Below are 26,760 nucleotides of genomic sequence, written 5' to 3' on the forward strand. Positions count from 1 at the left end.
CGAAATGACGATTTTCAACACAAAATATCAATGCGTAAGTACATCATCAATTCTATCATTTTTCTTTCACTGGTTGCTATTATCGTTTCTTGCCAAAACCAGGAAACAATTGATCTGCAAAATTACATGTCGAATGGAAAAGATATTTATAAAGCCAAATGCCAAAACTGTCATGGCGAGCATGGTGAGGGATTGGGCCAACTTACTCCTCCTCTTACCGATTCTGTTTTCCTTAAAGCAAACAAAACACGTTTGGCCTGTTTCATCAAAAAAGGAGCGAAGGAATCTTTGATTATTCATGGTAAAGAATACAAAGAAAAAATGCCCGCTTTCCCCGAACTAGCCGATATTGATGTAGCCCAGGTAATGGTTTATATCACCAATTCATTTGGCAACAAACAAGGTTTTGTGCCTTACTCAGAAGTTTCAAAACATTTGCAGAATTGTAAATAAAATAAGGTCGATAATCCCATACGGTCGTCACCCTGAATTTATTTCAGGGTCTTTAACTGAAATAAGATGCTGAAATAAATTCAGCATGACGGTAGTCTAGAGATAAAAACTTCCTGTTCTTTGTGCCTTTGTGGTTAAAAAAGCTCATCTTTGCGCAAAATGCAGGTTGTTCTATCGCTGTTTCGGGTAAAACCGGAAGAGAGGAAAGTCCGGGCAACGCAGGGCATCTCGCTTTCTAACGGAAAGGGGTTCAGGAATGAAAACCTGAATTACGGATTAGTGCAACAGAAAATATACCGCCCCGATTTATCGGAGTAAGGGTGAAAACGTGCGGTAAGAGCGCACGAGCATTACAGGCGACTGTAGTGGTTTGTAAACCCCGAGAGTTGAAAGACCAAATAGGCTAACGTACGTAGGGCTGCCCGTCCGATGTTAGTGGGTAGGTCGTTAGAGATAAACGGCAACGTTTATAGTGGATAAATGATAGAAACCCTGAGCAATCAGGAAACAGAACCCGGCTTATAGACCTGCATTTTTTTATTCGCTTAATAAAATACGCTTGGTTTCGTCAAGTTTAACAACCTCTTCTTCACCCAAAACAGGAAACTTCAAATCAAGACTTTTTAATTTATCTTCAATAATTTCGCTTATTGCCAGCCGTGCAAACCATTTTTTATCGGCAGGTATAATGTACCAGGGCGATTCTGCTGTACTCGTTTCGTTAATTGCATCCTGATAGGCCTCCATATACTTATCCCACAATGCCCTTTCTTTAATATCGCCTGAAGAGAATTTCCAATTTTTGGTAGGATCATCTATACGTTCTAAAAAGCGTTGTTTTTGTTCGTCTTTACTCACATTTAAAAAGAACTTTAAAATTACTGTTCCATTAGCTGTTAAATGCTCCTCGAAATTTTTGATGCTCTTGTAGCGCTGCTGCCAAAAGTCTTTATTGATCTTTTTAACATCATTAAAACCTGGGATATTTTCACTTAAAATATATTCTGGATGCACCTTACAAACCAATACGTTTTCATAATGCGAACGGTTATGAATACCTATCCTACCGCGTTCTGGCAAAGCTTTATAATGCCTCCACAAAAAATCATGTTCATATTCTTCAGATGTTGGAACTTTAAAACTATACACCTGGCATCCCTGTGGATTTAGTCCGCTCATTACATGCTCAATTGCACTATCTTTCCCAGCGGCATCCATCGCCTGAAAAATAATCAACACAGAATGTTTCCCAGATGCATATAATTTCTCCTGTAAATGGTTTAGTTCTATTTTCGAATTCATCAATGCATCTTTAGCTTTTTCTTTGTTATAACCGCCGGTAAAATCTGTTTTATGGTTTTTTAAAGAAAATTTCTTATCTCCTTGTACAATTAATCCTTTAAATTCGTTTTTCATAATCATGTATTGTTTTTAGATAAATCGATGCATCAATAATTTAAATATAGAACTAAAAAATAAGTAAATTAAATACGTTAATTTGCATATAGAGTTTTTTATATTTAACGCCACAGCTTTTACCTAAAGATCATCTTATCCAATATGTTTAAAGAGATAAAAAACAAGTACTTACGTTATCCTACAATAGTTTTATTTTTTATAATAATTTTCTTTTCTGCCCTTCAATTAAACTTTTTATGGCTATTTGGCTACTCACCAAGTGTTCGAGATATTAAAGCACCTACCCTTCGCGTAGGTTCAGAACTTTACACTGCCGATGGAAAACTGATTGGCAGATATTTTAAAGAAAACAGAACGCCTGTAAATTACAATGAAATTGCGCCTAGTGTATTGCAGGCGCTGGTTGCTACCGAAGATGTACGTTTTTACAAACACTGGGGTATCGATGTGCAAGCAGTTGGCCGTGCAATTATTGGTTTAGGAAAAGATGGTGGAGCCAGTACCATTACCCAGCAATTGGCAAAAAACCTGTACCGTACACGATACAATAAATCGCAGGGATTACTGATCAAAATACCTTTGGTGAGAACCTTAATTGTAAAATTAAAGGAATGGATGACTGCTGTAAAGTTAGAATCTAACTATTCTAAAAATGATATTATCACCATGTATCTGAATACCGTTTCTTTCGGTAACAATACTTATGGAATAAAAACGGCAAGCCGGATTTACTTTGATAAGGAAGCAAAAGATTTAGCGACTACAGATGCTGCAATGCTTGTGGGTATGTTAAAAGGCACAACATTATATAACCCAACTAAAAATCCTGCAAAAGCTTTAGAAAGAAGAAATGTAGTGCTTGCGCAGATGAACAAGTACAAATACCTGAGTAAAGACAGTTTAACCGAATTATCGAAAGAGCCGATTAAACTAAAAGAGGGCAAAATGCAGGATGGCAGCGATGGCGACTCTTATTTAAGGGCTGCTGTAGCAAAATATTTGGAGAAATGGTGCACTGATAATGGTTACGATCTTTATGAAGATGGATTAAAAATTTATACCACCATCGATTCGAAACTTCAAAAATATGCTGAAGAAGCAGTTGCTGATCAGATGAGAATCTTGCAGCGCAGGTTTTATAATGTGTGGGGCAACGAAGATCCCTGGTATGATTCGGAGAAACAAAAGGTTGATTATCCCGACAGGGCGATGAAAAACCTGCCAATTTATACGCTTTTACAAAAGAAATTCCCTAACAATCCAGATTCTGTTACCGCCTATTTTAATAAAAAGAAAAGGATGCAGATTTTTACTTATAAAGGCGACCGTGATACTTCATTCTCTACTTTAGATTCAATCCGTTATTATGGAAAAATCATGAATACCGGAATGATGACCATGGAACCAGCAAGTGGTAAAATTAAAGTTTGGGTTGGTGGTATCGACCATAAGTTTTTCAAATACGATCACGTTAATCAATCTAAACGTCAGGCAGGTTCTACTTTTAAACCATTTGCTTATTTAACGGCTTTAGAACAAGGCATGAGCCCTTGTGATAAATTTACTGATAAACCTGTTAAAATTGCTTACCAGGATAAAGGCCAAACCAAATATTGGGAACCAAAAAATGCCGATTACAGCGTTTCGTACCGGGAAATGAGTTTAAGGTGGGCAATGGCAAAATCGGTGAATACCATTACTGCTCAGGTAACCGAAAAGGTGGGCTGGGATAATGTAGTAAAATATGCGCATGAGTGCGGAATCGATAGCCATTTAGAATCTGTTCCATCTGTAAGTTTGGGTTCAAACGACGTTACGGTTTACGAAATGGTAAAAGCATACGCAACCTTTATGAATAAGGGGATTAAAACAGATCCTATTTTAGTAGAGAAAATTACCGATCAGGATAACAATTTAATTGATGAGTTTAAACCTAAAACAAAAAGGGTTTTAACAGAAGAAATTGCCTGGTTAATGACCTATATGTTCCGTGGTGGTATGGAAGAACCAGAAGGTACATCGCAGGCATTATGGGAATGGCCGGATCTGTTTAGAAAAAACAATCAAATTGGCGGTAAAACAGGTACTTCTTCTGATTATGTAGATGCCTGGTACATGGGGTTAACCAAAGACCTGGTAACGGGTGTTTGGGTGGGTTGTGATGAAAGAACTGCACACTTTAAAAACGGTGAACAAGGAGAAGGCTCAAGAACGGCGCTACCCATTTTTGCTAAGTTTATGGAAAAAGTATATCTCGATCCAAGCTCAGGTTATACTTATGGCCCGTTTCCAAAAGCAACCGTTGATATTACCAGGACCTACAACTGCCCTAGCCCACGGATTATTAGAGATACTACATCGACGGATAGTTTAGCGGTAGATTCTACAGATTTTACTGTGCCTGAAACACCAGAAACGGTTATCCCCGTAACCGTTGAACCTGAAGTAAAAAAAGAAGAAAATAAAGTTGAACCTGTTCAAACTCCCCCAGCAGCTACTGTTCCCTTAACCAAAAAGGAAGAAAGAGAACTCAGAAGAAAACAACGTCAGGAAGAAAAAGAAAAGAAAAAGAACGAGAACAATCAGCCTTAGTTTTTTATTGCAATAAATAAGCTGGATATATTACCTATTTGCACTTATTAGTAGAAAAACTTTTAAAAAGTGTTAAAATTTTAATACTGTTTTAAACAATTGCTATTTTTATTTTCCAAATTTCTTACAATTTCATTTTCGTAAATTATTGAACTTTATTACTAAAACCACACATATGAAAATAGGCTCTACTTTATTAAAGCGATATTCTTCTTTATTGCTCCTGCTTATTCTTTCTTTTTCAGCTCAGGCCCAATACTTCGGACAAAACAAGGTAAGGTATAAAAAACTCGACTTTAAAGTGTTGCAAACACCCCATTTCGAGATTTACTATTACATTAAAAACGAAAAACTTTTAAAACGTTTTTCGCAGGATGCCGAAACCTGGTACAAAATGCATCAGGAAGTTTTTAGAGATACTTTTTTAAAGAAAAACCCTATTATTCTATATAATAACCATCCTGATTTCCAACAAACAACAGTACTTAACGGAGAAATTGGAATTGGTACCGGCGGGGTTACTGAGGCGCTAAAAAACAGGGTAATTATGCCTGTTATGGAGTTAAATAGCCAAACAAGACACGTTTTAGGCCATGAGCTTGTCCATGCTTTTCAATACCACCTTCTGCTCGAAAAAGATTCGATTAGCTTAGAAAACGTTGGACAAACACCACTATGGATGGTTGAAGGTATGGCCGAATACTTGTCAATCGGGAAAAAGGATGCATTTACTTCCATGTGGATGCGCGATGCCATGTTAAACCGGGATATCCCTTCGTTAAAAGATTTAACCAACTCTAACAAATATTTCCCTTACCGTTATGGTCAGGCATTTTGGACTTACATAGGCTCTCAATACGGCGATACCACTATTGTTCCATTATTTAAAAATACCGCAAAATATGGCTACGAAAATGCCATTAGGTACACTTTCGGATACGATGATAAAACATTATCGGGTTTATGGAAAAATGCTATCGATGCGCATTATAAACCAATGTTAAAAGCAGATAGTTCGCAGATTAAAATAACGGGTACAAAAATCATCGACAATAAAAATGCAGGCAACATGAACGTTGCCCCTGCCCTTAGTCCTGACGGAAAATATTTAGCCTTCATGTCTGAAAAAGACCTTTTTGGTATAGATTTATTTCTCGCAGACGCCAAAACCGGGAGAATTATCAGGAAGCTTAGTAGCCAGATCTCGAATGGTCACATTGATGATTTCAACTTTATAGAGTCAGCCGGTGCATGGTCGCCAGATAGTAAACAATTTGCTTTTAGTATCTTCAGTCATGGCAAAAACCAGATGATGATTATCAATGTTTCAAACGGAACTACGGTTTCTCAGACGGCAATGGATCAGGTGCAGCAGTTCGGTAATTTAACCTGGTCGCCAAATGGAAAAGATGTAGCTTTCTCGGGTATGGTTGAAGGACAGAGCGACATCTTCTCTTACAACCTGGACACCAAAACAGTTACTCAAATTACTAACGACGTATATTCTGATTATGCGCCGAGTTACTCACCTGATGGTAAAAAATTGGTTTTTTCATCAGATAGAGCAGCAATTCAGGCCAATGTAGTTAATGCCGTATTGCCGATAAACCTTGCTGTTTACGATATTGCTTCTAAAACAGTAAGCAATTTAGATGTTTTTCCAGGAGCGAATAACCTAAATGCACAATTCTCTTCAAATAGTCAAAATATTTATTTCCTTTCAAACCGAGATGGATTTAGGAATTTATATAAATACAATTTCGCAGATAATACTGTTGATCAGTTAACTGATTATTTTACGGGAATTAGTGGAATTACCGAATTTTCGCCCGCCATTTCGGTCTCCACAACGGATGATATTGTGTATAGCTATTATCGCTACCAGCGTTATACCTTGTATAATGCTAAGTTAAGCAGCTTTAAAGCGAAACGAATTGGTAATCACGAAGAAAATTTTGATGCCGCTATCCTTCCTCCAATGGAAAACATTGGTGTAAACATCATTAATTCTAATTTAAACAATTTTGATCGTTTCGAAAAAACCCTAGCCGATTCGATGAAAACTGTTCCTTACAAACCAAAATTCAGGTTAGATTATTTAGCCAATAGTGGTGTTGGCGTTTCTACCAGTCGTTTTGGAACTGGTGTTTCAGGCGGTATTGTAGGTATGTTTAGCGATATTTTGGGCACCAACCAGATTATAGCAAATTTATCGGTAAATGGAGAAATTTACGATTTTGGTGGTTTGGTGGGTTACATCAATCAAAAGAGCAGAATTAACTGGGGTGCTGCCGTTTCGCACATTCCATATGTATCTGGTTTTAGGTCTTACGGATATGAAAATATCCCAACTGGTGATAATACCACTATTAATGCCCTGGCAGACAGAACAGATATTATTAGAACGTTTGAAGATCAGATTCAGGTTTTTGGTGCCTATCCATTTAGCAAAATTCACCGATTTGAATTGGGCGGTTCATTTTCGCATTACAGCTATCGGATTGATCGATATAGCAATTATTACAACTCGGCTGGTTACTTCATTGGTCAGGACAAAACCAGAATTTCTAATGATGTTGCTTCTCAGGACTATGGCATTCCGTTTAACTCTTTTACCTTGTATCAATTAAACGCGGGCTTTGTTGGTGATAACTCAATCTTTGGTCTTACTGGTCCACTTGATGGTTTCAGATACCGTGTAAGTGGCGAAAAATATTTTGGCACTTACAATTTTGCCGGTGTAACTGCAGATCTCCGTAAATATTGGAGAGCTAAGCCAGTAACATTTGCGGTAAGAAGTTATAACACCTTAAGGATTGGTAAAGATGCAGACAGGCTTTATCCAATGTATTTAGGTTATCCTTATTTAATCAGAGGATATGAGTCGAATTCGATTTACAAAAGTACTTCTGCTCAATCTTCAGAATCTTTTGATATTAACCAGTTAACCGGAAGTAAAATAGCTGTTTTTAATTTCGAGGTTCGCCTTCCCTTTACAGGCCCGAAAAAGTTAGCAGCAATACCCTCTAAGTTTTTATTTTCTGATCTGAACTTGTTTTTTGATGCAGGATTAGCCTGGACGAACGATACCAAAGTAAAGTTTAAAAGTGAACCAACCTATACTACAGAACCTGTATTGGATAACAATGGTTTACCGGTTAAAGATGATAAACAAAATCCGGTTACCTATCAATCTACAACAGAACGTGTACCGGCAATGAGTGTTGGTATATCGGTACGGGTAAACGTTTTTGGCTATTTTGTATTAGAACCTTACTATGCAATTCCTTTCCAAAGGAAAGATGTTAAAACTGGAGTATTCGGTTTAACATTTGCACCAGGATGGTAAAAAACTAGTTTAATTGTGAAATTGCATATGAAAAAAATATTTTTACTGGTTTTATTGTTTTGCAGCATGTTGGGTTTTGCTCAAACAGTGACAGAGCCAGCTAATAATCCAAAAGAATGGTCTCAAGCTACAGAGCCGTTTAGAATTGCAGGTAATCTGTATTATGTTGGCACTTACGATTTAGCTTCTTATTTAATTGTAACAGAGAAAGGAAATATATTAATAAATACAGGTTTAGCTAATTCGCTTTCAATAATAAAAGAAAATATGAAAGCTTTGGGATTTGATTATAAATCAATCAAAATTTTGCTCTTAACCCAGGCCCATTTTGATCATTTGGGTGCAATGGCTGAGATTAAAAAAGAAACCGGTGCAAAACTATATGTAGATGAGAAAGATGCAGATGCCCTTGAAACCGGCGGCAAATCGGATTATGAACTTGGGAAATATGGCATAAGTTTCAAACCCGTAAAACCTGATTTCCTGTTGAAGAATAACGATAAAATTAAATTAGGCAGCACTACTTTAACAATGCTTCATCATCCTGGGCATACTAAAGGATCGTGTAGTTTTATATTTGATACGAAAGATAAGAATTCTAGCTACAAGATTTTGATTGCCAATATGCCATCCATAATTGTTGATAGAAAATTCTCAGAAATAACATCATATAAGGATATTCAAAAAGATTATACAGAAACTTTTAAAGCAATGAAAAAGCTTGACTTTGATCTTTGGGTTTCCTCTCACGCAAGTCAATTTGATCTCCATGATAAACGTAAATCAGGAGACCCTTATAGTCCAAAAGTTTTTATGGATAAAAATAAATTTTTCGAAGATCTTCGAGATCTGGAAAATATTTTTCTCGAAAAAATAAAAAATTAGTCTTTCCCTAACTTGTTAAAAGCGATTAAAACATAAATAATCGCTTTTTTTATGGAAATAGTATAATTCTTTTAATTAATAAACGCAACAATTAAGACAGACTTGTAAATGATAGTTTAACCTGATTGCTGATATTACGATGTAAAAGAATATTTTCAAAATCAAGGCCTATAGTTAAATCAATCCAATCCGGATTACAAGACCTTACCAAACGCTCTTTCTGCATACGTGTAAACCGACTAATTGATTTAAAACGAACCAAAGCTTGTGCTTCTGTTTTAAACTCCTCAAAATAAACCAAACGGGTTAATTGCTGCCCATTATCAAAAAACAAGTTTGGCATCTGTTTGTAGAAATCCAGTGTCTTCATTAAATCAGAGCTCATGCCCACGTGCATACTTGTACGATTTCTGTCGGTAACGATATAAACAAACTTTTTCATGATCTTATGTTTAAAACTTAAAACTAAACTATTTAGTATACCCTCTTGCAAATCAAAATAATATTACTAACTTTATGAGCATAAAATTACTAACTATTTTAGTAATTCCAAATTTATTTTAAAATTTATTTTTATGTCAAATATTTCAAATAATTTAAAGTACCTCAGGAAGAAAAAAGGCCATACACAGCAAAATTTCGCTGATATTATGGAAATCAAGAGATCGCTCATCGGCGCTTACGAGGAAGACCGGGCGGAACCTAAATATGATTTGCTAAAAAAAATAGCCGAATACTTTGATCTTACCATCGATGAATTCATCAATGAGAAAATATCTGACAGCTGGAAACCGAAGCCAAAAAGCCAGGGATCTAACCTTAGGGTACTCAGTATTTCTGTTGATCAGAACGACCGCGAAAACATCGAACTGGTTCCGGTTAAAGCAAGTGCTGGTTACTTGAACGGCTTTTCAGACCCTCAATATATTAGTGATCTGCCAAAATTTCAACTTCCCTTAGCTGCATTAAGGCAAGGTACATTCAGGGCTTTTGAAATTATGGGCGATAGTATGTTACCCGTTCAACCTGGCAGTGTGATTATTGGCGAATACCTGGATAACTGGAATGAGGTAAAAACTGGCGAAACCTACATCGTGATTAGTAAAAATGAAGGTGTAGTATATAAAAGAGCGGGTAACCGTTTCAGAGAGAATAAAGATTTAAAGCTGATATCAGATAATAAGGTATACGATGCTTATACAATTGCTGCCGACGACATCCTGGAAATCTGGAAAGCCAAAGCATATATATCGACCTCATTACCTGAGCCTGCACCAGACCCAACAATGGAAACCTTGACACAAATGATGGCGCAAATGCAGAAATCAATCTCTCAGTTAAATAAAAATTAACACTTTTTAACAACAGCCGATTAAACTGTTTGCGTTTTTATGTATCTATTGATTTAACAAACACATAAAAGAACATAACATGAAAAAGGCAATTTTAACAATAGCAATTGCAGTAATGGGATTAACCGCTGCATTTGCTCAAGACACTACAAAGAGAGTAAGACGGGCAATGCCTAAAATGACTGCCGAGCAAAGAGCAGATAGGGTAACCGCTAGATTAGAAAAACAGCTAAGCTTAACCGCTGATCAAAAAACCAAAATTTATGCTATTGAGTTAGAAAATGCAAAGAAAATGGAGGCCTGGAGATCTGCTGATCAAGGCGACATGAAAGGTAAAATGAAAGCGCGTAAAGCAGCTATTGATGAGCAAAAAGCTAAAATAGATGGCATTTTAACTGCTGAACAAAAAACCAAAATGGATGCCTTCCGTGCTGAGGCCAAAGAAAAAGGTGAGAAAATGAGAAAAGGAATGGGTGGCAGAGGTAAAAAAGACAAAGCACCTGTAGTTTCTAATCCTCCAGCACAAGGATAATAGTACAAACATTAATTAATTATATTTTTGAAAGCGTTCCGATTATTCGGGGCGCTTTTTTTACTTTTGACCGATGAGCAAAATTGAACAGTTTCTTAATGGTAAACTTCAGGAACGAAAAGATAACCTTTCGATCAGGAATTTATCAACGAACATCCCTCCTTTTGATTTTTGTTCAAATGATTATTTAGGTTTTGCCAGATCTGGTGAATTAAAAAATTTGATCGGCGAAACCCTGGCAGCATTGCCTAATTACCTGAATGGCGCTGGTGGTTCGCGACTGTTAAGCGGAAATACCAAATTTACGGAAGAAACCGAACAGTTTATTGCCGATTTTCATCTGGCCGAAAGCGGATTAATCTTTAACTCTGGTTACGATGCCAATGTTGGGCTGCTATCTAGCATCCCGCAACGTGGCGACACGATTATCACTGACGAATTGATTCATGCGAGTATTATAGATGGCTGTAGATTAAGCCATGCTATACGTTATAAATTTCTTCATAATGATATAAACGATCTTGAAAACAAACTTAAACTGGCAAAAGGGAACATATTTGTGGTGGTAGAAAGCGTTTATTCTATGGATGGAGATATTTCACCATTAATAGCGATATCGAATCTTTGCGAGCGCTACCAGGCCAGCCTGATTGTGGATGAAGCTCATGCTATAGGCGTTTTTGGCGCAAACGGTCGCGGATTGATCAACCAGCTTAACCTAACTGATCAGGTATTCGCACGCATTGTTACCTTTGGAAAAGCCTTAGGGTTACATGGAGCCATTATTTTAGGAAGTAAAAACTTACGCCATTACCTGATTAATTTTGCACGATCGTTCATTTACACCACAGCTGCTCCTATTCATAATATCGTTGCGGTTAGTTCTGCGTACCAACACTTAAATAAAATTGATCATCAGCTTATTCACCAAAAAATTGCGTTGTTTAGAAAAGCGTTAAAAGAACAGAAGATCGATGCACTCGATAGCGAAAGTACTATTCAGGGGATTTTGTTTTCATCAAACGAAGCAACCAAACTGGCCGCTAAAACACTGCAAAGCAAAGGTTTCGATGTACGGGCAATATTAAGTCCAACAGTAGCACCAGGCAAAGAAAGGCTCAGAATCTGCCTTCACACCTTTAATACCGACGAGGAAATTATTTCGTTGGTTAATCATCTTAAAGAATTAAATTAAATGGCTAAATACTTTATCACAGGAATTGGTACAGGAATCGGAAAAACATTGATCAGTGCCATTTTAACAGAAAAATTAAAGGCAGATTATTGGAAACCGATCCAATCTGGAGATTTAGATACCAGCGATAGTATAACAATAGATCGTTTAATTAGCAATACACAAACGGTTATCCACCCAGAAAGCTACAGATTAACACAGCCCCTATCACCGCATTTATCGGCGAAATTAGATGGTATTGAGATTGATCTTGATAAAATCAATATTCCTTTAACTGATAACCACTTAGTTATTGAAGGCGCTGGTGGTTTAATGGTCCCCTTAAACGAAAACGAACTGATTATTGACCTAATCAAAAAGTTGAATGTAGAAGTGATATTGGTTTCACAGAACTATCTGGGCAGCATTAACCATACGCTTTTATCAATCAATCTACTTAAACAATACGAAATCCCAATTAAAGGAGTCATTTTCAATGGCGATGAAAATCTTGAAACGGAAAGATATATTCAGCAATATGCTAAAATAAAAAAGCTAGGTAGCGTACCTAATTTAAAAAATATCGATAGAGAAAAAGTACTGGCTGTCGGCCAAAATCTTTTTATTTAACAAAGCCCACAAGCCAGATATAATATGTCTTTTGGGAAAGCAGTTGTCGATGCTTCTTTTGAAGTTTCGTCCTGTTTTCTGCTTGTAGTCCCGATTTGAAGGAAATCGGAAGCTACCGCGTCACCCAGGTTTAGGAATGTAAAGTTTCTGCAACTATTAAAGGTAGAAAAGCATAAAGCAGAATTTATTTCTTCATTGAATCCACACCTCTAATAGTAGTATTGGCAGTGCCACCTAAACCCGATCCAAGCGGAATGCTCCCGATTTTTCATCGGAGCAGAAGCGAGAGCGGGATTGCTGCTGCCTAATTCTACTATCCCTGCTTTCCAAAAATATGCCCAGCTTAAACCTGCAAACAACTATTCTTTAAACTTAACGCTCTGTTAGATAACCAGCTTTTTTAAGAAAATCGGCCCAAACCTGGTACCCAGCAGGAATAAGGTGTAAACCATCTTTGGTAAGCTCAGCCCTTAAATGTTTGTCCTGATCGGTAAAATTTGGATACAGATCGATAACGGTTACATTTTTAGACGCAAATTTTCTGATTTCATCATTCAACCAAAGAATGTGTTCGTCTTTGCCATAATGGTTTTTAAATTTTTCGAAAGCACTGTTAACTGGCAAAAGCGTATTGAAATAGATGTGCGTTTTCTTAGAACCTTTTCTGATTCTGGCAATCATTGTTTTATAATTCCTTAAGATCACACTATCTGGAATATTCCTGGAGATATCGTTTATACCGATCAGGATAAACACTTTTGCTGGTTTACCATCAATCACATCTTGCAAACGCTCTAAAACACCAAAAGTAATATCACCAGAAATCCCCCTGTTTTTTGCTTGTGGAAGATCTAAAAGTTTAGCCCAATCTGTTCCGGCAGTAATGCTGTTGCCTAAAAATACAATATCCTTTCTTGACTTTGGATCTGCTTTAAACTTAGCCACCAGCTCCACATATTTCCCCGGACGATAGGTGCTGTCCCATTTTACTTCCTGCGCTTTTAATGCCGTTAAATTCAGCAGTAATAATGTACAAGAAGCTAATAATAGCTTATTAAAAAGTGATTTCATATTATATCTAGTTATTAGGGTCTAAAGTACTATTTTGCCTGAACTAAAATATCCGGATAATCAGAAATAATGCCATCAACGTTTAATGCCTTTAGTTTTTGGATATCGCCTAAAGTATTGGCTGTCCAGGGAATAATTTTTACGCCATCTGCATGTGCTTTTTTAACCAGTTCCTCATTCACCATTTGCCAAACCGGACTTAAAATAAATGGTTTAAAGCCTAAATCGGCAATATTTTCTTCATATGTTTTTTTATTGGCAACCAAAAAAGAGGTTTTCATTTTCGGATACTTTTCATGGATAATCTGAATTGTCCTTTTATCGAAAGACTGGATCACTACAAAATCAGCGATCTTTTTCTTTATAACTACATCCATTAAAAGCTTAACAAACGCTTCGGGTTTAGGATTAGTGATACCATCGCCGCTTTCGCTGCATTTAGTTTCGATATTATAGAAAAACTGCTTGCGTTTATGGGTTTTAATATCATGCTGAACGGCATCAATCAGATCGGAAAGTAAAGAAAGATGTGTTTTTTCTTTTTTCTGCTGGGGAAACAGCTCATAATATTTGGTGCCAAGATCAAATTGTTTGATTTCATCGTAATTCATTCCAAAAATCGGGTATTTCTTAGCATCAGTTGCCGGAATGTCTTTTCCTTCAGGTGTAAGCATAAATGCCGGACTTAGATAATCGTCATGTGTTACCACTACTTTATTGTCTTTAGAGATGTGGGTATCCATTTCCAAAGTGGTAATTCCTTCTATTTTCATAGCGTTTAACATGGCTAAAATTGTGTTTTCGGGCATAAGTCCACGCCCGCCACGATGTGCTTCTGCGCTAAATGCCGGAAATTTAACTTCCTGACTAAATGATTTAGCTGCAAATGCAGATAAGAAAATAAAAATTGCTGTTGTATTAAGTTTCATATTTAGAAGGGATTATAGTGGCGTCAGAATTTAGAAGGGATTATAGTGGCGTCAGATGTTACCATCTGACGCTATCAATCTATTTTAAATTTAATTTTAGAAAGAGACTTTTAAAGATTCAGCCAGATGGTAAAATCTGGTAGCACCGATATTTTTGAATTAGCATTTGTCGGATGGTAACATACGACAGCACGACAAAGATCTGACAGCACATGAGTTACGCATTAATTTCAGCCTCAAATTCTTCTCCGAAGCGGTCTGTAGCTACTACTTTAACTTTTTTAACCGATGGCTCGAAATGTGCCATAAACAAATGGTCTGTTGATCTTGGCTCCACAAACGGCCTCGGATTTGGTAGCTTATCGCCTTTATACAGCTTTACTGCCAGTGGATCATAACCATCTTGTTGTGCCAATGCGCCCATTGGTTTGCCATCAAGGAAATATTCAACCTTCCATTCAGGATCATAATTCCAAACGTTGGCAATTAATCTTTTTTGATTGGTTAAGGTATCAACATAGATATCAAGCTGCTCTTTACGATCTCTCCCTGTCGATTTGTAGTACCATTTCAAATTGGTTCCATCTACTTCATAAACGCCATAACCACGCGGCGTACCATCTTCGCAAATCGGGCCTGTCCACCAGCCACCACAAACGGTACCATGGTTATGTTCGTAAATGCCATTCTTGATTACATTCTTGTTAAAATGCGTATGTCCCGACATGATATGAACGTTTTTGAAATCTTTTAGTAGGGCATAAAAATCATTGTTGTTTTTAACAGAGTTATGTACCGGGATATGAAGACAGATGATCAGTAATGCATCTTTAGGCACCAGTTGAAGATCTTTAGCCAACCATTCTAATTGTGTTTGCGTAATATAGCCATCGTAAGTTCTTTCCACCCCTAAATAACGTACGTCATCTAAAACAACGTAATGAGCTTTTCCTCTGTTAAAAGAGTAATACGTTGGCCCGTAATGTGCTTGAAAGGTTCGATCTGAAGTATCGTCGCCACCCTGCCTATAATCCTGATCATGGTTTCCTAATGCCTGAAAAAATGGAATGCCAATTTCAGCGATAGCCTCATCGTATGCAGGAAAAAGATCGAAATTATCCCAAACTAAATCACCTACGCCGATGCCATGAACAGGTGTTTTCCCCATTCCTTTAACCACTTCTCTTGTATCGGGAACAGCGGTTTCCATCATTTGCTGAACATCCTTTTTATTCTTCACCTGAGGATCTGCCCAAATGATAAAGTTGTGTTTGTTGTCGTTTTGTTTTAACGGCTTAAGATCGAAATTTAATTTACCTGCGGTATCTGGTTTATAATAATGGCGGGCAATGTTACTTTCAGTTTTAAATTCGTAACCTGAAGGTGTGCTAATCCAGACAAATTTCGCCAGGGGATTAATTTCGATGGTGTAATAGCCTGATTTATCAGTTTGAACTAGGTTAAAGCCATCTGAAACTACAACGTTAGCTATTCCTTTTCCTTTACTTAATATCCTACCAGAAATTTTGTTTTCTAATAGCGATGAAAAAGAAAAAGCTTTGATACTAACAAATAGCGTTGTACCTAAAAGTGCAGATTTTTGAATAAAGGATCTTCTATTCATTATGAATGATTTTTTACTTACAGCGGAAGAATATAAAATAATTTCTTCCGCAGATGACAAAGATTTTTATAGATATTTTTAACTTTTTATAATTTATTATCTTATTTCAGTTGCGTTAGCAGGCTCAATATCTGTAAGTGCTGAGGTTTTAGTTAAAAGAATTGGAGTTTGCGTTCTTGCTTTTACCCATTTATTTAATTTTGTATCATAAGCACCGCCTAAAAGGTAGAAATAGCCTAAATCTGCAGTTAAATAGGTTAACGATTGTGTATTTGTACCTGCTCTGTAAAAAGGTTGAGGAACTAAATTTTGGGGATTAATGACATCGTAAATATCAGTATTACCAATTCTGTAACCTCCACCATAATTAGGGGCGCCGCCAGATTGATATAAAAGCCCGCCAGTACTAACCCACAATACATCGATAGGTACAGTAGCTCCGGTAACCTCAATACCTCTAAATACTGCCATCCCGAATGCATTACCACTATTTGCCATTAAACCCGTGGTGGCATTACCAGTAACTGTACTAGCTGAGTTAAAACGATCGCTCACCTTATTATAATCTAATGCCCTAATCCATTTTGATGAGGCAATTGATGTAGAATTAGCGCCGTTAATTAATTTATTTATACCACCAACATAGAAAAATTCGCCTTTGCTTACAGTGCCAGAGGTTAGATTTATTTTGTAAGTACGCTGCTGGCCAGTTGCCCAACCTTGTGCTGGTACACCCGTTGGTACAGATGCTCCAGCATTATTAGAAACTATTAAAGAAAAAGGCGTGTTGGCAAAATTAATATCTTTAGTAGCCCTGAGCTGAACGTATTCATTGTTGCCATCACCACCATTTACATCACTTATAAAGCCTGAAATTACACATTCAGGAGCATCAATGTTAGTGCTTAAAGCGCCAATATCATTAGCATTAGTTATACGTAGTTGTGGAAGTATTTTATCATTAACGATTTTATTGATTATTATCCCTTTATAATTACCAGAATATGGTGGCTTTACAGATGCAAATGACGCGTTTGGATTGGTATAGAATCCGAAATCATTTGTACCATCATTTAAAACTTTATCGCCTGCTAAGGTTTCTGTAGCAGATAATGTTGGATTGAATGTGCATTTATAAATAGTTAGCAAAGTACATTCGTACCTATCTGGATAAGTAGCTATTAGATTGCCATATCCTCTCGAAATATATAAAGTTTTACCTGAAGCAATTTTAGTAACATCAGCAGCAGTTTTGCCCATAATTTGTAACGTACCATCAACACGTTTCAACACTCCCCCTTCAATTTTAACATGAACAGAATCGCCAGGAACATATTTTGCAGCATCAACACCAATGTTTATGGCAATACCTCTTAATGAATCTAGCCCACCAACAATTCTAGTATTTTGAATGATGAGCAAACCCGATGGCAAATTATTGGTAGAATGATTAGAAATTACCTGTCCTTTAACCATACTGGCCCCACGCATATTTTCGGTTGTAAGCGTTACTTCAGTATTTTTATAAATTTTGCGTAAATCAACATTTGGGATAAACATACTAGGTGTTGATAATACGTAATCGGTATCTCTTTTACAACTTATTATAACTGCAATACATCCTAGTGCAAACAGCATATTTCTTATTATTTTATTCATAACTTTTTAACTCAATTTTAAATAATTATGGTTTCTGCCACCACATTAAGGTATTTATGTCATCAGCACCTTGTGCAGCTATTGCATTATTATAACTAGTTGGATTCGTTGATTGTGTTACCACTGGATAATTTAACCTTGCTGGCATTTTTTGGTTGTTAACCAAACCGGGTCCTTTTGGTAAAATAGGATGCCCGGTACGGCGATATTCAAACCATTGCTGAAAATCCACCAAAAACATTGCGTAGTATTTTTGTATATGAATCATCTCTAACTGACTATTTCCGGATGTGGTATTATCCAATGGAAGTGTTGAATCCCAATCTAAATTGGCTGCCTGTACATAATCAATAAACCTACTATCAGTTGTTGTACTGATGTAATTTGGCAACCAATAATTTATCGCATCAACCATTCCTTTGTAGTAATATTTTTCAGTTGGGCCACTAATCCATCCTCTTGCAGCAGCTTCTGCCAAAATAAAATCAACTTCGGCAGCATTCATAATTATACCTGTAAAACGATCAGTTTGTAAGGTGGGCTTATTTTCAGCATCAGAATTAAAGTGAGATAAAACCGAAAGACCAGATCCCTGAGCATAACCACTTGGAATACCAACAAAACCACCATTTGGTGCAGCATCTATACAAAAACGATTAACATTGTTACCTGTTAAATTACTATTCATACGGGGGTCATCCCATGTTACCAGATTACCCAAAAAGAAATTGCAAATAGGAATTCCTCTGAAATCAGCAGCTCTAATATTCACCATAAATGGTGATGAAAAAACTGCGGTACTACTGTTTGTTCCGTTCCATAAAATTTTAGCCGTGTGGGTATTATTTTGCATTATCGGATATTCTGATGGGTTGCCATCAACAATTTGTTTTATTTTGGCAATTATAGTTGGCGCAACTTCGGCTTTGCCCGATGCCCTTAATAATAATCGTAAATATAACGAGTTGCAAAACCTTCTCCATTTTGAAACATCGCCTTGAAAAACAGGATCGCCAGTGGTATTAATTGGCGTACCCTCTTTTAAAAGTTGGTTAGCTTGTTCTAATTTGGCAAACATATCAGCATAAATATCTTTTTGTCTGTCAAATTTAGGTTGTACGTTTCCCTCTTTACCTAAATTGGCTTCGCTATAAGGTACATCTCCATAAGTATCAGTTAATAATTGAGATACCCAAGTTTGAGCAACAAGTGATATGCCTTGATATGATTTGTTTAGCGATTCTGGCTTGCTGGCAATGGTATAAATATCTTTTAAATCAGTTAAAAATAAGTACCAATTGTTCCAGGTATAATCTGCCTGTGTTCTTCGTACATCGTACCTAAAAACACGACCTTCCGAATCGTTAATTTCAACCGTTACTTGCATTAGTTGGTTATTAAAATTCCAATTTCTGCTCATATTTGCGTTAAGAACACCAACTAAAGCAGGTGCTAATAATTGGTTTGCTGTTGTTGTGCTCTTGCCAATAGGATCGGTATTAACTCCGGTAAAGTCTTTTGTACAAGAATTAAAGGTTAAACCAATAATGGCTAAAAAAGTATATGCTAATGTTTGTTTATAATTTTTCATGTTGATAAAATTAAAGTCCAACTACTAAACGGGCTCCAAAAGTTCTGGTTGAAGGCAATTGGCCTGTTTCAAAACCTTGAACTATATCTCCTCCCGCTAATGTTCCAAACTCGGGATCGAAAGCTGGCCAAGGCGACCAAATAAATAAGTTACGCCCATAAACGCCTAGACTCAATTTAGTAAAACCTATACTTTTAAGCACTTTTTGCCCAAAATTGTATGTTAAATTTGCTTCTCTAAATTTTAAGTAATCCGTTCTAAATACACTTCCTTCTGCTTGCCCACTACCATAAATTGATTCGTAATAGGCATTCATATCGGTGGCTACCACATCATTTTTACGGTACGTTCCATCAGGATTTAGAAGTACCCCGTCGCCAACTATGCCATTATATCTTCCTGGCAAGGTAATACTATGTTTACCTAACGATGCCATTCTAGAAAATGTTAAAGAATGCCCAACTGCGCCTAATTGTGCATCAAACAATGCACTAACACTAACATTTTTATAAGTAATACTAGTGCCAAAACCAAACCTAAATTGAGGTATTGTGTTACCTAAATACAGCAAATCAGGATTTTCTAGCGCTACTCCTGTGGTCGGATTAAAAACTATTTGCCCATCTGGTGAACGTAAATAACCTCTACCATACATATCGCCCATGCTACCGCCAACATTGGCAACCACTTGTCCGCCACCTAGCGCACCAGTACGTAACACAACTGAACTATCTGCCAGTTCTCTAATTTTATTTCTATTGGCCGAGAAGTTTGCATTTACCTCCCATTTAAAAGTACGAGATTTTAGCGGTGTAGCATTTATAGCAAGCTCAATGCCTTTATTATCTACCCTACCCACATTTATTACTTGAACATTATAACCGGAGGCCTTATCAACAATGCGACTCAAAATCTGATTTTTGGTGTTTCCGCTATACGCCGCAAAATCAAAGTTTAATCGGTTGTTAAATAATTTTAAATCTAAACCAAGCTCAATTGTAGTCGTTTTTAGTGGCTTTAAATCGGGATTTGGCAAAACACGTGGATTATTCATCCCGCTATCAGGGTAAATACCATCTGCTGCGTACAAATAATTATAAGCAGTTCTGTAAGGTGTGGTGCCACCACTACCAACACTGGCAATAGAGGCTCTTAATTTAGCAAAGCTGATTACTTTTGGTAGTTTCCAAAAATCGGAAGCAACAAAAGCCAAACTTGCAGAAGGATAGAAAAAACCAACATTATCAGTTCTGGTAATTGTTGCTAATGTACTGTTCCAATCCTGACGGGCTGTTATATCTAAATAAAGGTAGTTTTTAAAGCTTAAAGAAGCTAAAGCATAAAAGCTATTGAGCCTGTATTGTGCCGTATCGGGGGCATAAACTAAAGGATTTTCGTTATTGCTTAACTCATAAAGATTTGGAATAACTAATCCATCAGCTCTTTTTTCTAGCTTGTTGTATTGATTACGCATTTGGCTACCACCTAAATTGGCAGTAAGCTGAATATCTTTAGTTAATTGTTTATTATACTTTAATAAAAAATCGGCACTTATTTCGTAAGATCGTATATCCGCAACGCGATAAGAACCATGTGCGAATTTATTACCTGCAGCATCCCAAGGGCGAAGAGTTTCGCGAACATCATTATTCAAATCTCCCGATGCTCTAAGCATTAAACTCAATGCATCCGTAAATCTATAAGTCGCTTGGATGTTTCCTAACCAACCATTCCGTCTTTGTCCGTTTAAATATTGCTCTGATATAGCATAAGGGCCTTCAGGGAAAGTGGTAGTTAAATTTGTAAACTGTCTGTAAACTAAGTTTGTTGCCCAATAATCTTTATACCAATCAATATTCATATTTGGTTGTGCAAACATAAACCAATACATTAACGACTGATTACCATAACCCGTGGCTGGTAAATTATCGCTTTTTCTATTGCTATATTGCACCTTGGCGTTAATGTTTAGTTTTTTAGTTACGTTACTTGTAATATTTAATGCAGCAGTAGTTCGCTTCAAACCTGTATTTGGCACAATCCATTCGTTATTGCCATGGCTTGCAGAGAAGCGTAAACCCACTTTTTTATAAGTACCATCTATACCAAATGAATTGGATGATTCGAAACCGGTTTTAAAAAATGCATCAATTGGATCAGGAGTTGCCACCCATGGTGTTCTGGTTAATCCTTGCGCTCTGGTTGCAGGGTCATATTGAAAAAACATCGCTCCAGGAGAAAACTCAGGGCCATAAGTAGAACTTGTAGAATTGGTGTTTGCTCCATCGGCACTCGCTCCATATGAGTAATATGAATTGCCAGATACCCCAGCGCCGTATTGTGTTTGCCTATCAGGACTTTTGTTAATTTCTTCCCATGCACTATTTGAAGTAAAAGAGATATTAACTTTCTTTTTATTTAAACTGGCAGATTTTGTTGTGATGATGATAGCCCCATTTGCTCCACGCTGCCCATACAATGCTGATGCAGCAGGACCCTTCAATACGGTTACATTTTCTATATCATCAGGATTTAAATCATTTAACCCACTACCAAAATCGGCAGGCATAATATCTCCTGATGTACCGTAAACACCGCCTCCTGTACCGCCTGTACGCCTTGCCGAACTACTCGCCACAACGCCATCAATTACAATTAAGGCTTCGTTATCTCCTGTCAAATTATTTTCACCACGAAGAATAATTTTATTTGAACCGGCTGGGCCACTATTTCTAACCAAATTTAAACCTGCAACTTTGCCCGATAAAGCATCTGTCCAGTTACTAGAAACCGCATTGGTAAAGGCCGTACTATCTAATTTAGAAACTGCATAACCTAACGATTTTTCCTCACGCTTTATGCCTAATGCCGTAACAACCACATCACTTAACTGACTGGTAGATGAAGCCAGCCTTATCGTAGCATTGTTTTCGTTATTATTAAACGTTTTCCGCAAAGTTGAATAGCCCACCATATTATAAAGAACAGTAGTTCCTTTAGCAATAGTGATGGTATAATTTCCCTTATCATTGGTTACGCCTAAAAACTTCTTATTGTTATCCGTTATCGTTGTTCCAATTAATATCTGACCATCCTGGTCATCTAACACGGTACCTTTAATTACAATATTTTGCGCCGGAGTTTGTGCAAAACTTTCGTTAATACAAATTAATTGTATCAGCATAACAGAAATGAAAAAACTAAAGCGTTTTAGTTTACACTTAAAAAAAGTTCGACTTTTCTTTTGGTGATTATCGGGACTGCTTTGCTTTACATGCAGAACGCATTGATGCCACGAAATCTGTTGAGTAAAATTTTTGATCATAATTATTAAAGTATATCCGGTTAGTAATAGGGTTCATATGTTCGATTTAATTTGTCCGGATTTGCGGGCAAAGTAAGCCTGTTTATGTTAAAAATATATTAAGCAAGTATTAACGTATTGAAAAGCAACCTGAATATGTTGCGATTTATTTGATTTAACTTACTATATATTTCGTTAATTAAAATTAGCAAAACAAATCGAAACTAAAAACAATAAAACAAATCACCATGAAATATTTTTTAGTTGAATAATTAAATAGACAAAAATATTAGCGAGTGCAAGGAAGATGAAACAATCGCCTTGTACCAAAATAAAGCTAATAAGTGTCTTATCATGGACTAGGCAAGGAAAAAGAAGATAAATGCTAGTTGAATGATTGGCTTATCAGCATCACGTAATAATTTTATTACAAGAACTAGTACCAGTAAAAGAAATAGAGCAACAAAACGAAACATTAGCTTGTAACATTTATATGCTACTAAAAATCGAAAGATAAAGAAACACCATTAACCTACCTTAACATGCTCAAATACGTGTTTCATGTAAAGTTTACGTAAAGAGAATATCCGTTCTAATGTTATCAGAATAATCACCGGAAATATCAAATATTCTACCAGATTAAAAGTGTAAAAAAAGAAGGCGAAAATCAAAATCAGCCTAAAGCATTCCAGATAATAAATCCATCTTCTTTGCTCTAAAAGTGCTCCGATATTAATCAATGTAACCAAGATAAAGATGAGTATTGCACCTTTATTAAATGGTGTTAAATAACTATAAAACAATGTAGTGCAAGTAAGCATCGCAACTACTGTTATCAACTGTATATTTAAATAGGTTTTAAACTTGGGCTTAGCAACGTGCTGTTTCTTATGCTGAAAGTAACGTTCTTCTAAAATTGGCCGGATGTTCTGATCCATCAACGCAGGACTCCCGAAAATGGCATTCCACTTGGCCTTAAATCCATTTGCACGTTTATACGCCTCTCCTATTTCTAAATAGTAGTGAAAATGTTGCCACAGGAAACTATAACTTTTAATAGGATGTGTTAAACCATATTTAGGCGCCTCTTCTTCCGTCTGAAAAGTGCCGAATAATTTATCCCAGAAAACAAAAACGTCGCCATAGTTTTTATCCAGATATTTCTCGTCAGAAGCATGATGAATGCCGTGTAAAGAAGGTGTAATCAATATATTTTCCAGCCAGCCCAGTTTACCAATTAATTGCGTATGTGTAAAAAATGAATAGGCTCCATGAGCTAAAAGTATGGTAATTATCATATTGGGATGAAAACCAATTAATGGCAATATACACCAAAAAACATTGCGGAAAATGGCCTGAATAGTAGTAATCCTCGCAGCTGCCGATAAATTAAATTCTTCGCTCTGGTGATGCACGATATGCGCCGCCCATAAAAAATTAATCTCATGCCCTAACCTGTGGTACCAGTACCAAACAAGGTCGGTTGAGAGCAGTAATAATATCCATACATACCATTTGGTAGAAATATCGAAAATGGAATAATGTGCATATACCCAAGCGTACACCTGATAAAAACTTGCAGCAATAAATAAATTCAATAACCTTTCGGCAATACCTACGCTAAAATTTGCAACAGTGCTTTCGTATTTAAAAATTTTCGCCTTCTTTTGGTGCTGAGCGATTTTAAATTCAATAAATACAAAAATAAAAAATGCTGGAATAGCAAAAGCAAGGTAATTCACCGTCATAACAATTTAGATCTTTTAAGTTTAACGGAACAAACTTAAATATATTCTATTAAATACATAGATTTTATAGAATATATTATTACACCTAAATTACTTCGATCTTGATTTAATGTTTGCCGTTTTAATTTATTTGTAGAACTTCGAAATTATAAATACACCATTATGGCTACAAAGAAAAAAGCTGAAAACAATAATATATTATCTATCGATATTGGCGGCACAAGTATAAAAACGGTTCTTTTGGATGAAAGTGGAAATATGCTTACCGAATATTTAAAAAGCAAAACCCCACCGGAGGCTACGCCAAAAGACATTGTTTCTGGCATTGTTGAATTGATTAAGCCCTTCCCTGACAGTTATAATCGTGTGTCGATCGGTTTTCCGGGCTACGTTAAAAACGGTATTGTTAAAACCGCCCCTAATTTGGCTAAAAACAAATGGACAGATGTTGATCTTGCGCAGCGTGTAGCCAACGAACTGGATAAATTAGTCCGTTTGGTAAACGATGCTGACCAACAGGGCCTGGGTGTGGTTGAAGGCAAAGGTTTTGAAATTGTTTTTACGGTAGGTACGGGTTTTGGAACAGCTTTATTATTTGATGGAGAGTTACTGCCGCATTTAGAGCTTGCACATTTTCCGATTAACAAAGAAGAAGATTATGATGATTATATCGGCAATAAGGCCTTCGAAAAAATCGGGGCTGAACGCTGGAATAAACGGTTAAAAAAAGTAATCGAAATCTATAAAACAGTTTTTAATTACGATACTTTATATATTGGCGGTGGCAATTCTAAACAAATAGACTTTAAATTGGAAAGCAATATTAAAATTGTAACCAACAGAGATGGAATTAAAGGTGGCGCAAAACTCTGGAAACTGGCCGACAAGTACAATATCTTTACTGTTGAGCCTAAAAAATAATTAATCTTTATTACAATCTTTTAACAACAATAGCTGCAATATTAATTTGTAAATCCTAATTTTGGATGCATTAGAAAAAATAAAAAATGGCAAATAACGATTCGAAAAAATATAAATTGGGAATGATCGGTTTAGGCACCATGGGCCGGAACTTATTATTAAACATGGCTGATAAAGGCTTCTCCGTTACAGGTTACGATAAAGACAGGAAAATGATCTCGAAACTTGAAGAAGAAGGCAAGAAACACAACTTAGAAGGATTTGACGATATTGAAAGCTTTATTTCCAGCTTACAAACGCCACGTACTTTAATCTTATTAGTACCTGCCGGACCAATTGTAGATAGCGTTATTGCAGAACTAAAACCACTTTTAAATAGAGGTGATATTATTATCGATAGTGGAAACTCACATTTTACCGATACCAACCGCCGTGTTGACGAACTAGAGAAAGATGGCTTACATTTCTTCGGAATGGGTATTTCTGGTGGCGAAGAAGGTGCTCGTTTTGGTCCGAGTATGATGCCAGGCGGAGATAAACAAGCCTACAATGTAGTTAAAGATGTTTTTGATGCTGTAGCTGCAAAAGTTGGAACCGATCCTTGCGTAACATACATTGGCCCTGGAGCTTCCGGTCACTTTGTTAAAATGGTACACAATGGCATCGAATATGCCATTATGGAACTTATTGCCGAGGTTTATGGTATCCTTAAAAATGGTTTAGGCTATTCAAACGATGATATATATAAGGTATTCAAAAAATGGAACGAAGGCAGACTACAGTCTTTCTTATTAGAGATTACTGCTGAGATTTTTGTTTTTAAGGATACGGAAACACAAAACGATCTTTTAGATCAGATTAAAGATGAAGCGCGATCAAAAGGCACAGGAAAATGGACATCAGAGGTTTCAATGGAGCTTCAGTTACCTATACCAACCATTAACGAAGCTGTTTCTAACCGCGATTTATCTAAATTCAAAAAACTGAGGGTTTCTTTAGAAGAAGCATTCGGAAAAAAAGACACCAAAATTGCTGTTACTATTGATGAACTGGAAGATGCTTTTTACTTCTCTATGATCAGTGCCTATGCACAGGGCATGCATTTACTGGTTCAGGCTTCAAAAGAATACCAATACGACTTACAGTTACAGGAAATAGCCAAAATCTGGCGTGGAGGCTGTATCATCAGGGCTAAATTCTTAGAAGACATTTATCAAGCTTACGATAAAGACAATTCATTGGAACATTTATTCGGCGATGCAGGCATACAGAACATCATTAAAGGCACTTTGCCAGGCACGCGCAAAACAATCAGTGCATGTATTAATTCAGGCCTGGGTATTCCGGCATTTGCCTCTACCCTAACCTATTTCGATACCATTACAACAGCCCGCATGCCTTCAAATTTAATCCAGGCACAAAGAGATTTCTTCGGCGCGCACACTTTCGAACGCATTGATAAAGATGGTGTTTTCCATGCCGACTGGAATAAATTATCATAAACTAATTAGACTCACGAACAAGAAC

Annotated in this window: 19 protein-coding genes and 1 other RNA gene; 11 read left to right on the forward strand and 9 right to left on the reverse strand. The window is 36.6% G+C overall.

Annotation, left to right across the window (positions count from 1 at the left end; translation table 11 throughout):
• Positions 1 to 30: 30 nt before the first annotated feature.
• Together QF042_RS13425 and rnpB are read left to right on the forward strand one after the other, a co-directional pair.
• Positions 31 to 453, forward strand: a complete 423-nt coding sequence (locus QF042_RS13425; RefSeq protein ID WP_307529160.1) for a cytochrome c — start codon at positions 31 to 33, stop codon at positions 451 to 453.
• Between the two features lie 158 nt (positions 454 to 611).
• Positions 612 to 991, forward strand: an RNA gene (rnpB, locus tag QF042_RS13430) — RNase P RNA component class A.
• Here the strand turns inward: rnpB and QF042_RS13435 are convergent.
• Positions 991 to 1,869 (reverse strand): polyphosphate kinase 2 family protein, encoded by an 879-nt coding sequence (locus QF042_RS13435; RefSeq protein ID WP_307529162.1) that lies wholly within the window; start codon positions 1,867 to 1,869, stop codon positions 991 to 993. The genes rnpB and QF042_RS13435 overlap by 1 nt on opposite strands.
• Before the next feature lie 144 nt (positions 1,870 to 2,013).
• Here QF042_RS13435 and QF042_RS13440 point away from each other — a divergent pair, with 144 nt between their 5' ends.
• The 3 genes from QF042_RS13440 to blaB3PEDO all read left to right on the forward strand — a co-directional run bounded on the left by QF042_RS13440 (position 2,014) and on the right by blaB3PEDO (position 8,698).
• Complete coding sequence (locus QF042_RS13440) at positions 2,014 to 4,464, forward strand: transglycosylase domain-containing protein (protein ID WP_307529163.1); 2,451 nt, start codon at positions 2,014 to 2,016, stop codon at positions 4,462 to 4,464.
• A gap of 175 nt (positions 4,465 to 4,639) precedes the next feature.
• On the forward strand, positions 4,640 to 7,813 hold the full coding sequence (locus QF042_RS13445; protein WP_307529166.1) for a peptidase MA family metallohydrolase: 3,174 nt from the start codon (positions 4,640 to 4,642) through the stop codon (positions 7,811 to 7,813).
• A 27-nt stretch (positions 7,814 to 7,840) separates the two neighbouring features.
• Positions 7,841 to 8,698, forward strand: a complete 858-nt coding sequence (blaB3PEDO, locus tag QF042_RS13450; RefSeq protein WP_307529168.1) for a PEDO-2 family subclass B3 metallo-beta-lactamase — start codon at positions 7,841 to 7,843, stop codon at positions 8,696 to 8,698.
• 91 nt (positions 8,699 to 8,789) lie between these two features.
• On the opposite strand, the gene QF042_RS13455 is transcribed toward blaB3PEDO, so the two are convergent.
• The gene (locus QF042_RS13455; protein ID WP_086546491.1) at positions 8,790 to 9,140 is read right to left on the reverse strand and encodes a GIY-YIG nuclease family protein; all 351 of its coding nucleotides are present in this window, start codon (positions 9,138 to 9,140) and stop codon (positions 8,790 to 8,792) included.
• Between the two features lie 133 nt (positions 9,141 to 9,273).
• Between QF042_RS13455 and QF042_RS13460 the strand changes: the two genes are divergently transcribed.
• The 4 genes from QF042_RS13460 to bioD all read left to right on the forward strand — a co-directional run bounded on the left by QF042_RS13460 (position 9,274) and on the right by bioD (position 12,386).
• Positions 9,274 to 10,050, forward strand: coding sequence for a LexA family transcriptional regulator (locus tag QF042_RS13460; protein WP_086546492.1), 777 nt, complete (start codon positions 9,274 to 9,276; stop codon positions 10,048 to 10,050).
• A gap of 79 nt (positions 10,051 to 10,129) precedes the next feature.
• A complete protein-coding gene (locus QF042_RS13465) occupies positions 10,130 to 10,582 on the forward strand; it encodes a hypothetical protein (RefSeq protein ID WP_307529172.1) in 453 nt (150 codons plus the stop codon).
• Positions 10,583 to 10,655: 73 nt separating this feature from the next.
• The gene (locus QF042_RS13470) at positions 10,656 to 11,777 is read left to right on the forward strand and encodes a pyridoxal phosphate-dependent aminotransferase family protein (RefSeq protein ID WP_307529174.1); all 1,122 of its coding nucleotides are present in this window, start codon (positions 10,656 to 10,658) and stop codon (positions 11,775 to 11,777) included.
• Positions 11,778 to 12,386, forward strand: a complete 609-nt coding sequence (bioD, locus tag QF042_RS13475; RefSeq protein ID WP_307529176.1) for a dethiobiotin synthase — start codon at positions 11,778 to 11,780, stop codon at positions 12,384 to 12,386.
• 372 nt (positions 12,387 to 12,758) lie between these two features.
• Here the strand turns inward: bioD and QF042_RS13480 are convergent, their stop codons facing one another.
• From QF042_RS13480 to QF042_RS13510, 7 genes are all read right to left on the reverse strand, one after another.
• Positions 12,759 to 13,457 (reverse strand): GDSL-type esterase/lipase family protein, encoded by a 699-nt coding sequence (locus tag QF042_RS13480; protein ID WP_307529178.1) that lies wholly within the window; start codon positions 13,455 to 13,457, stop codon positions 12,759 to 12,761.
• Positions 13,458 to 13,486: 29 nt separating this feature from the next.
• Complete coding sequence (locus QF042_RS13485; RefSeq protein ID WP_307529180.1) at positions 13,487 to 14,386, reverse strand: glycerophosphodiester phosphodiesterase family protein; 900 nt, start codon at positions 14,384 to 14,386, stop codon at positions 13,487 to 13,489.
• A gap of 217 nt (positions 14,387 to 14,603) precedes the next feature.
• Entirely contained in the window at positions 14,604 to 16,010 is a 1,407-nt protein-coding gene (locus tag QF042_RS13490; protein WP_307529182.1) for a calcineurin-like phosphoesterase family protein, read from the reverse strand.
• A gap of 96 nt (positions 16,011 to 16,106) precedes the next feature.
• Positions 16,107 to 17,669 carry a DUF5689 domain-containing protein gene (locus QF042_RS13495; RefSeq protein ID WP_307529184.1) on the reverse strand — a complete coding sequence of 521 codons (1,563 nt, stop codon included), beginning with the start codon at positions 17,667 to 17,669 and terminating at the stop codon, positions 16,107 to 16,109.
• A gap of 25 nt (positions 17,670 to 17,694) precedes the next feature.
• Positions 17,695 to 19,260 carry a SusD/RagB family nutrient-binding outer membrane lipoprotein gene (locus QF042_RS13500; protein WP_307529186.1) on the reverse strand — a complete coding sequence of 522 codons (1,566 nt, stop codon included), beginning with the start codon at positions 19,258 to 19,260 and terminating at the stop codon, positions 17,695 to 17,697.
• 10 nt (positions 19,261 to 19,270) lie between these two features.
• Positions 19,271 to 22,444 carry a SusC/RagA family TonB-linked outer membrane protein gene (locus tag QF042_RS13505; protein WP_307529188.1) on the reverse strand — a complete coding sequence of 1,058 codons (3,174 nt, stop codon included), beginning with the start codon at positions 22,442 to 22,444 and terminating at the stop codon, positions 19,271 to 19,273.
• A gap of 647 nt (positions 22,445 to 23,091) precedes the next feature.
• Entirely contained in the window at positions 23,092 to 24,312 is a 1,221-nt protein-coding gene (locus QF042_RS13510) for a sterol desaturase family protein (protein ID WP_307529190.1), read from the reverse strand.
• A 162-nt stretch (positions 24,313 to 24,474) separates the two neighbouring features.
• Here QF042_RS13510 and QF042_RS13515 point away from each other — a divergent pair, with 162 nt between their 5' ends.
• Both QF042_RS13515 and gndA read left to right on the forward strand, forming a co-directional pair.
• On the forward strand, positions 24,475 to 25,233 hold the full coding sequence (locus tag QF042_RS13515) for an ROK family protein (protein WP_307529192.1): 759 nt from the start codon (positions 24,475 to 24,477) through the stop codon (positions 25,231 to 25,233).
• Between the two features lie 86 nt (positions 25,234 to 25,319).
• Positions 25,320 to 26,735, forward strand: a complete 1,416-nt coding sequence (gene gndA / locus QF042_RS13520) for an NADP-dependent phosphogluconate dehydrogenase (RefSeq protein ID WP_307529194.1) — start codon at positions 25,320 to 25,322, stop codon at positions 26,733 to 26,735.
• Positions 26,736 to 26,760 lie beyond the last annotated feature (25 nt).

It is taken from the genome of Pedobacter sp. W3I1 (assembly GCF_030816015.1).
In the GTDB taxonomy this organism is placed as follows: Bacteria; Bacteroidota; Bacteroidia; order Sphingobacteriales; family Sphingobacteriaceae; genus Pedobacter.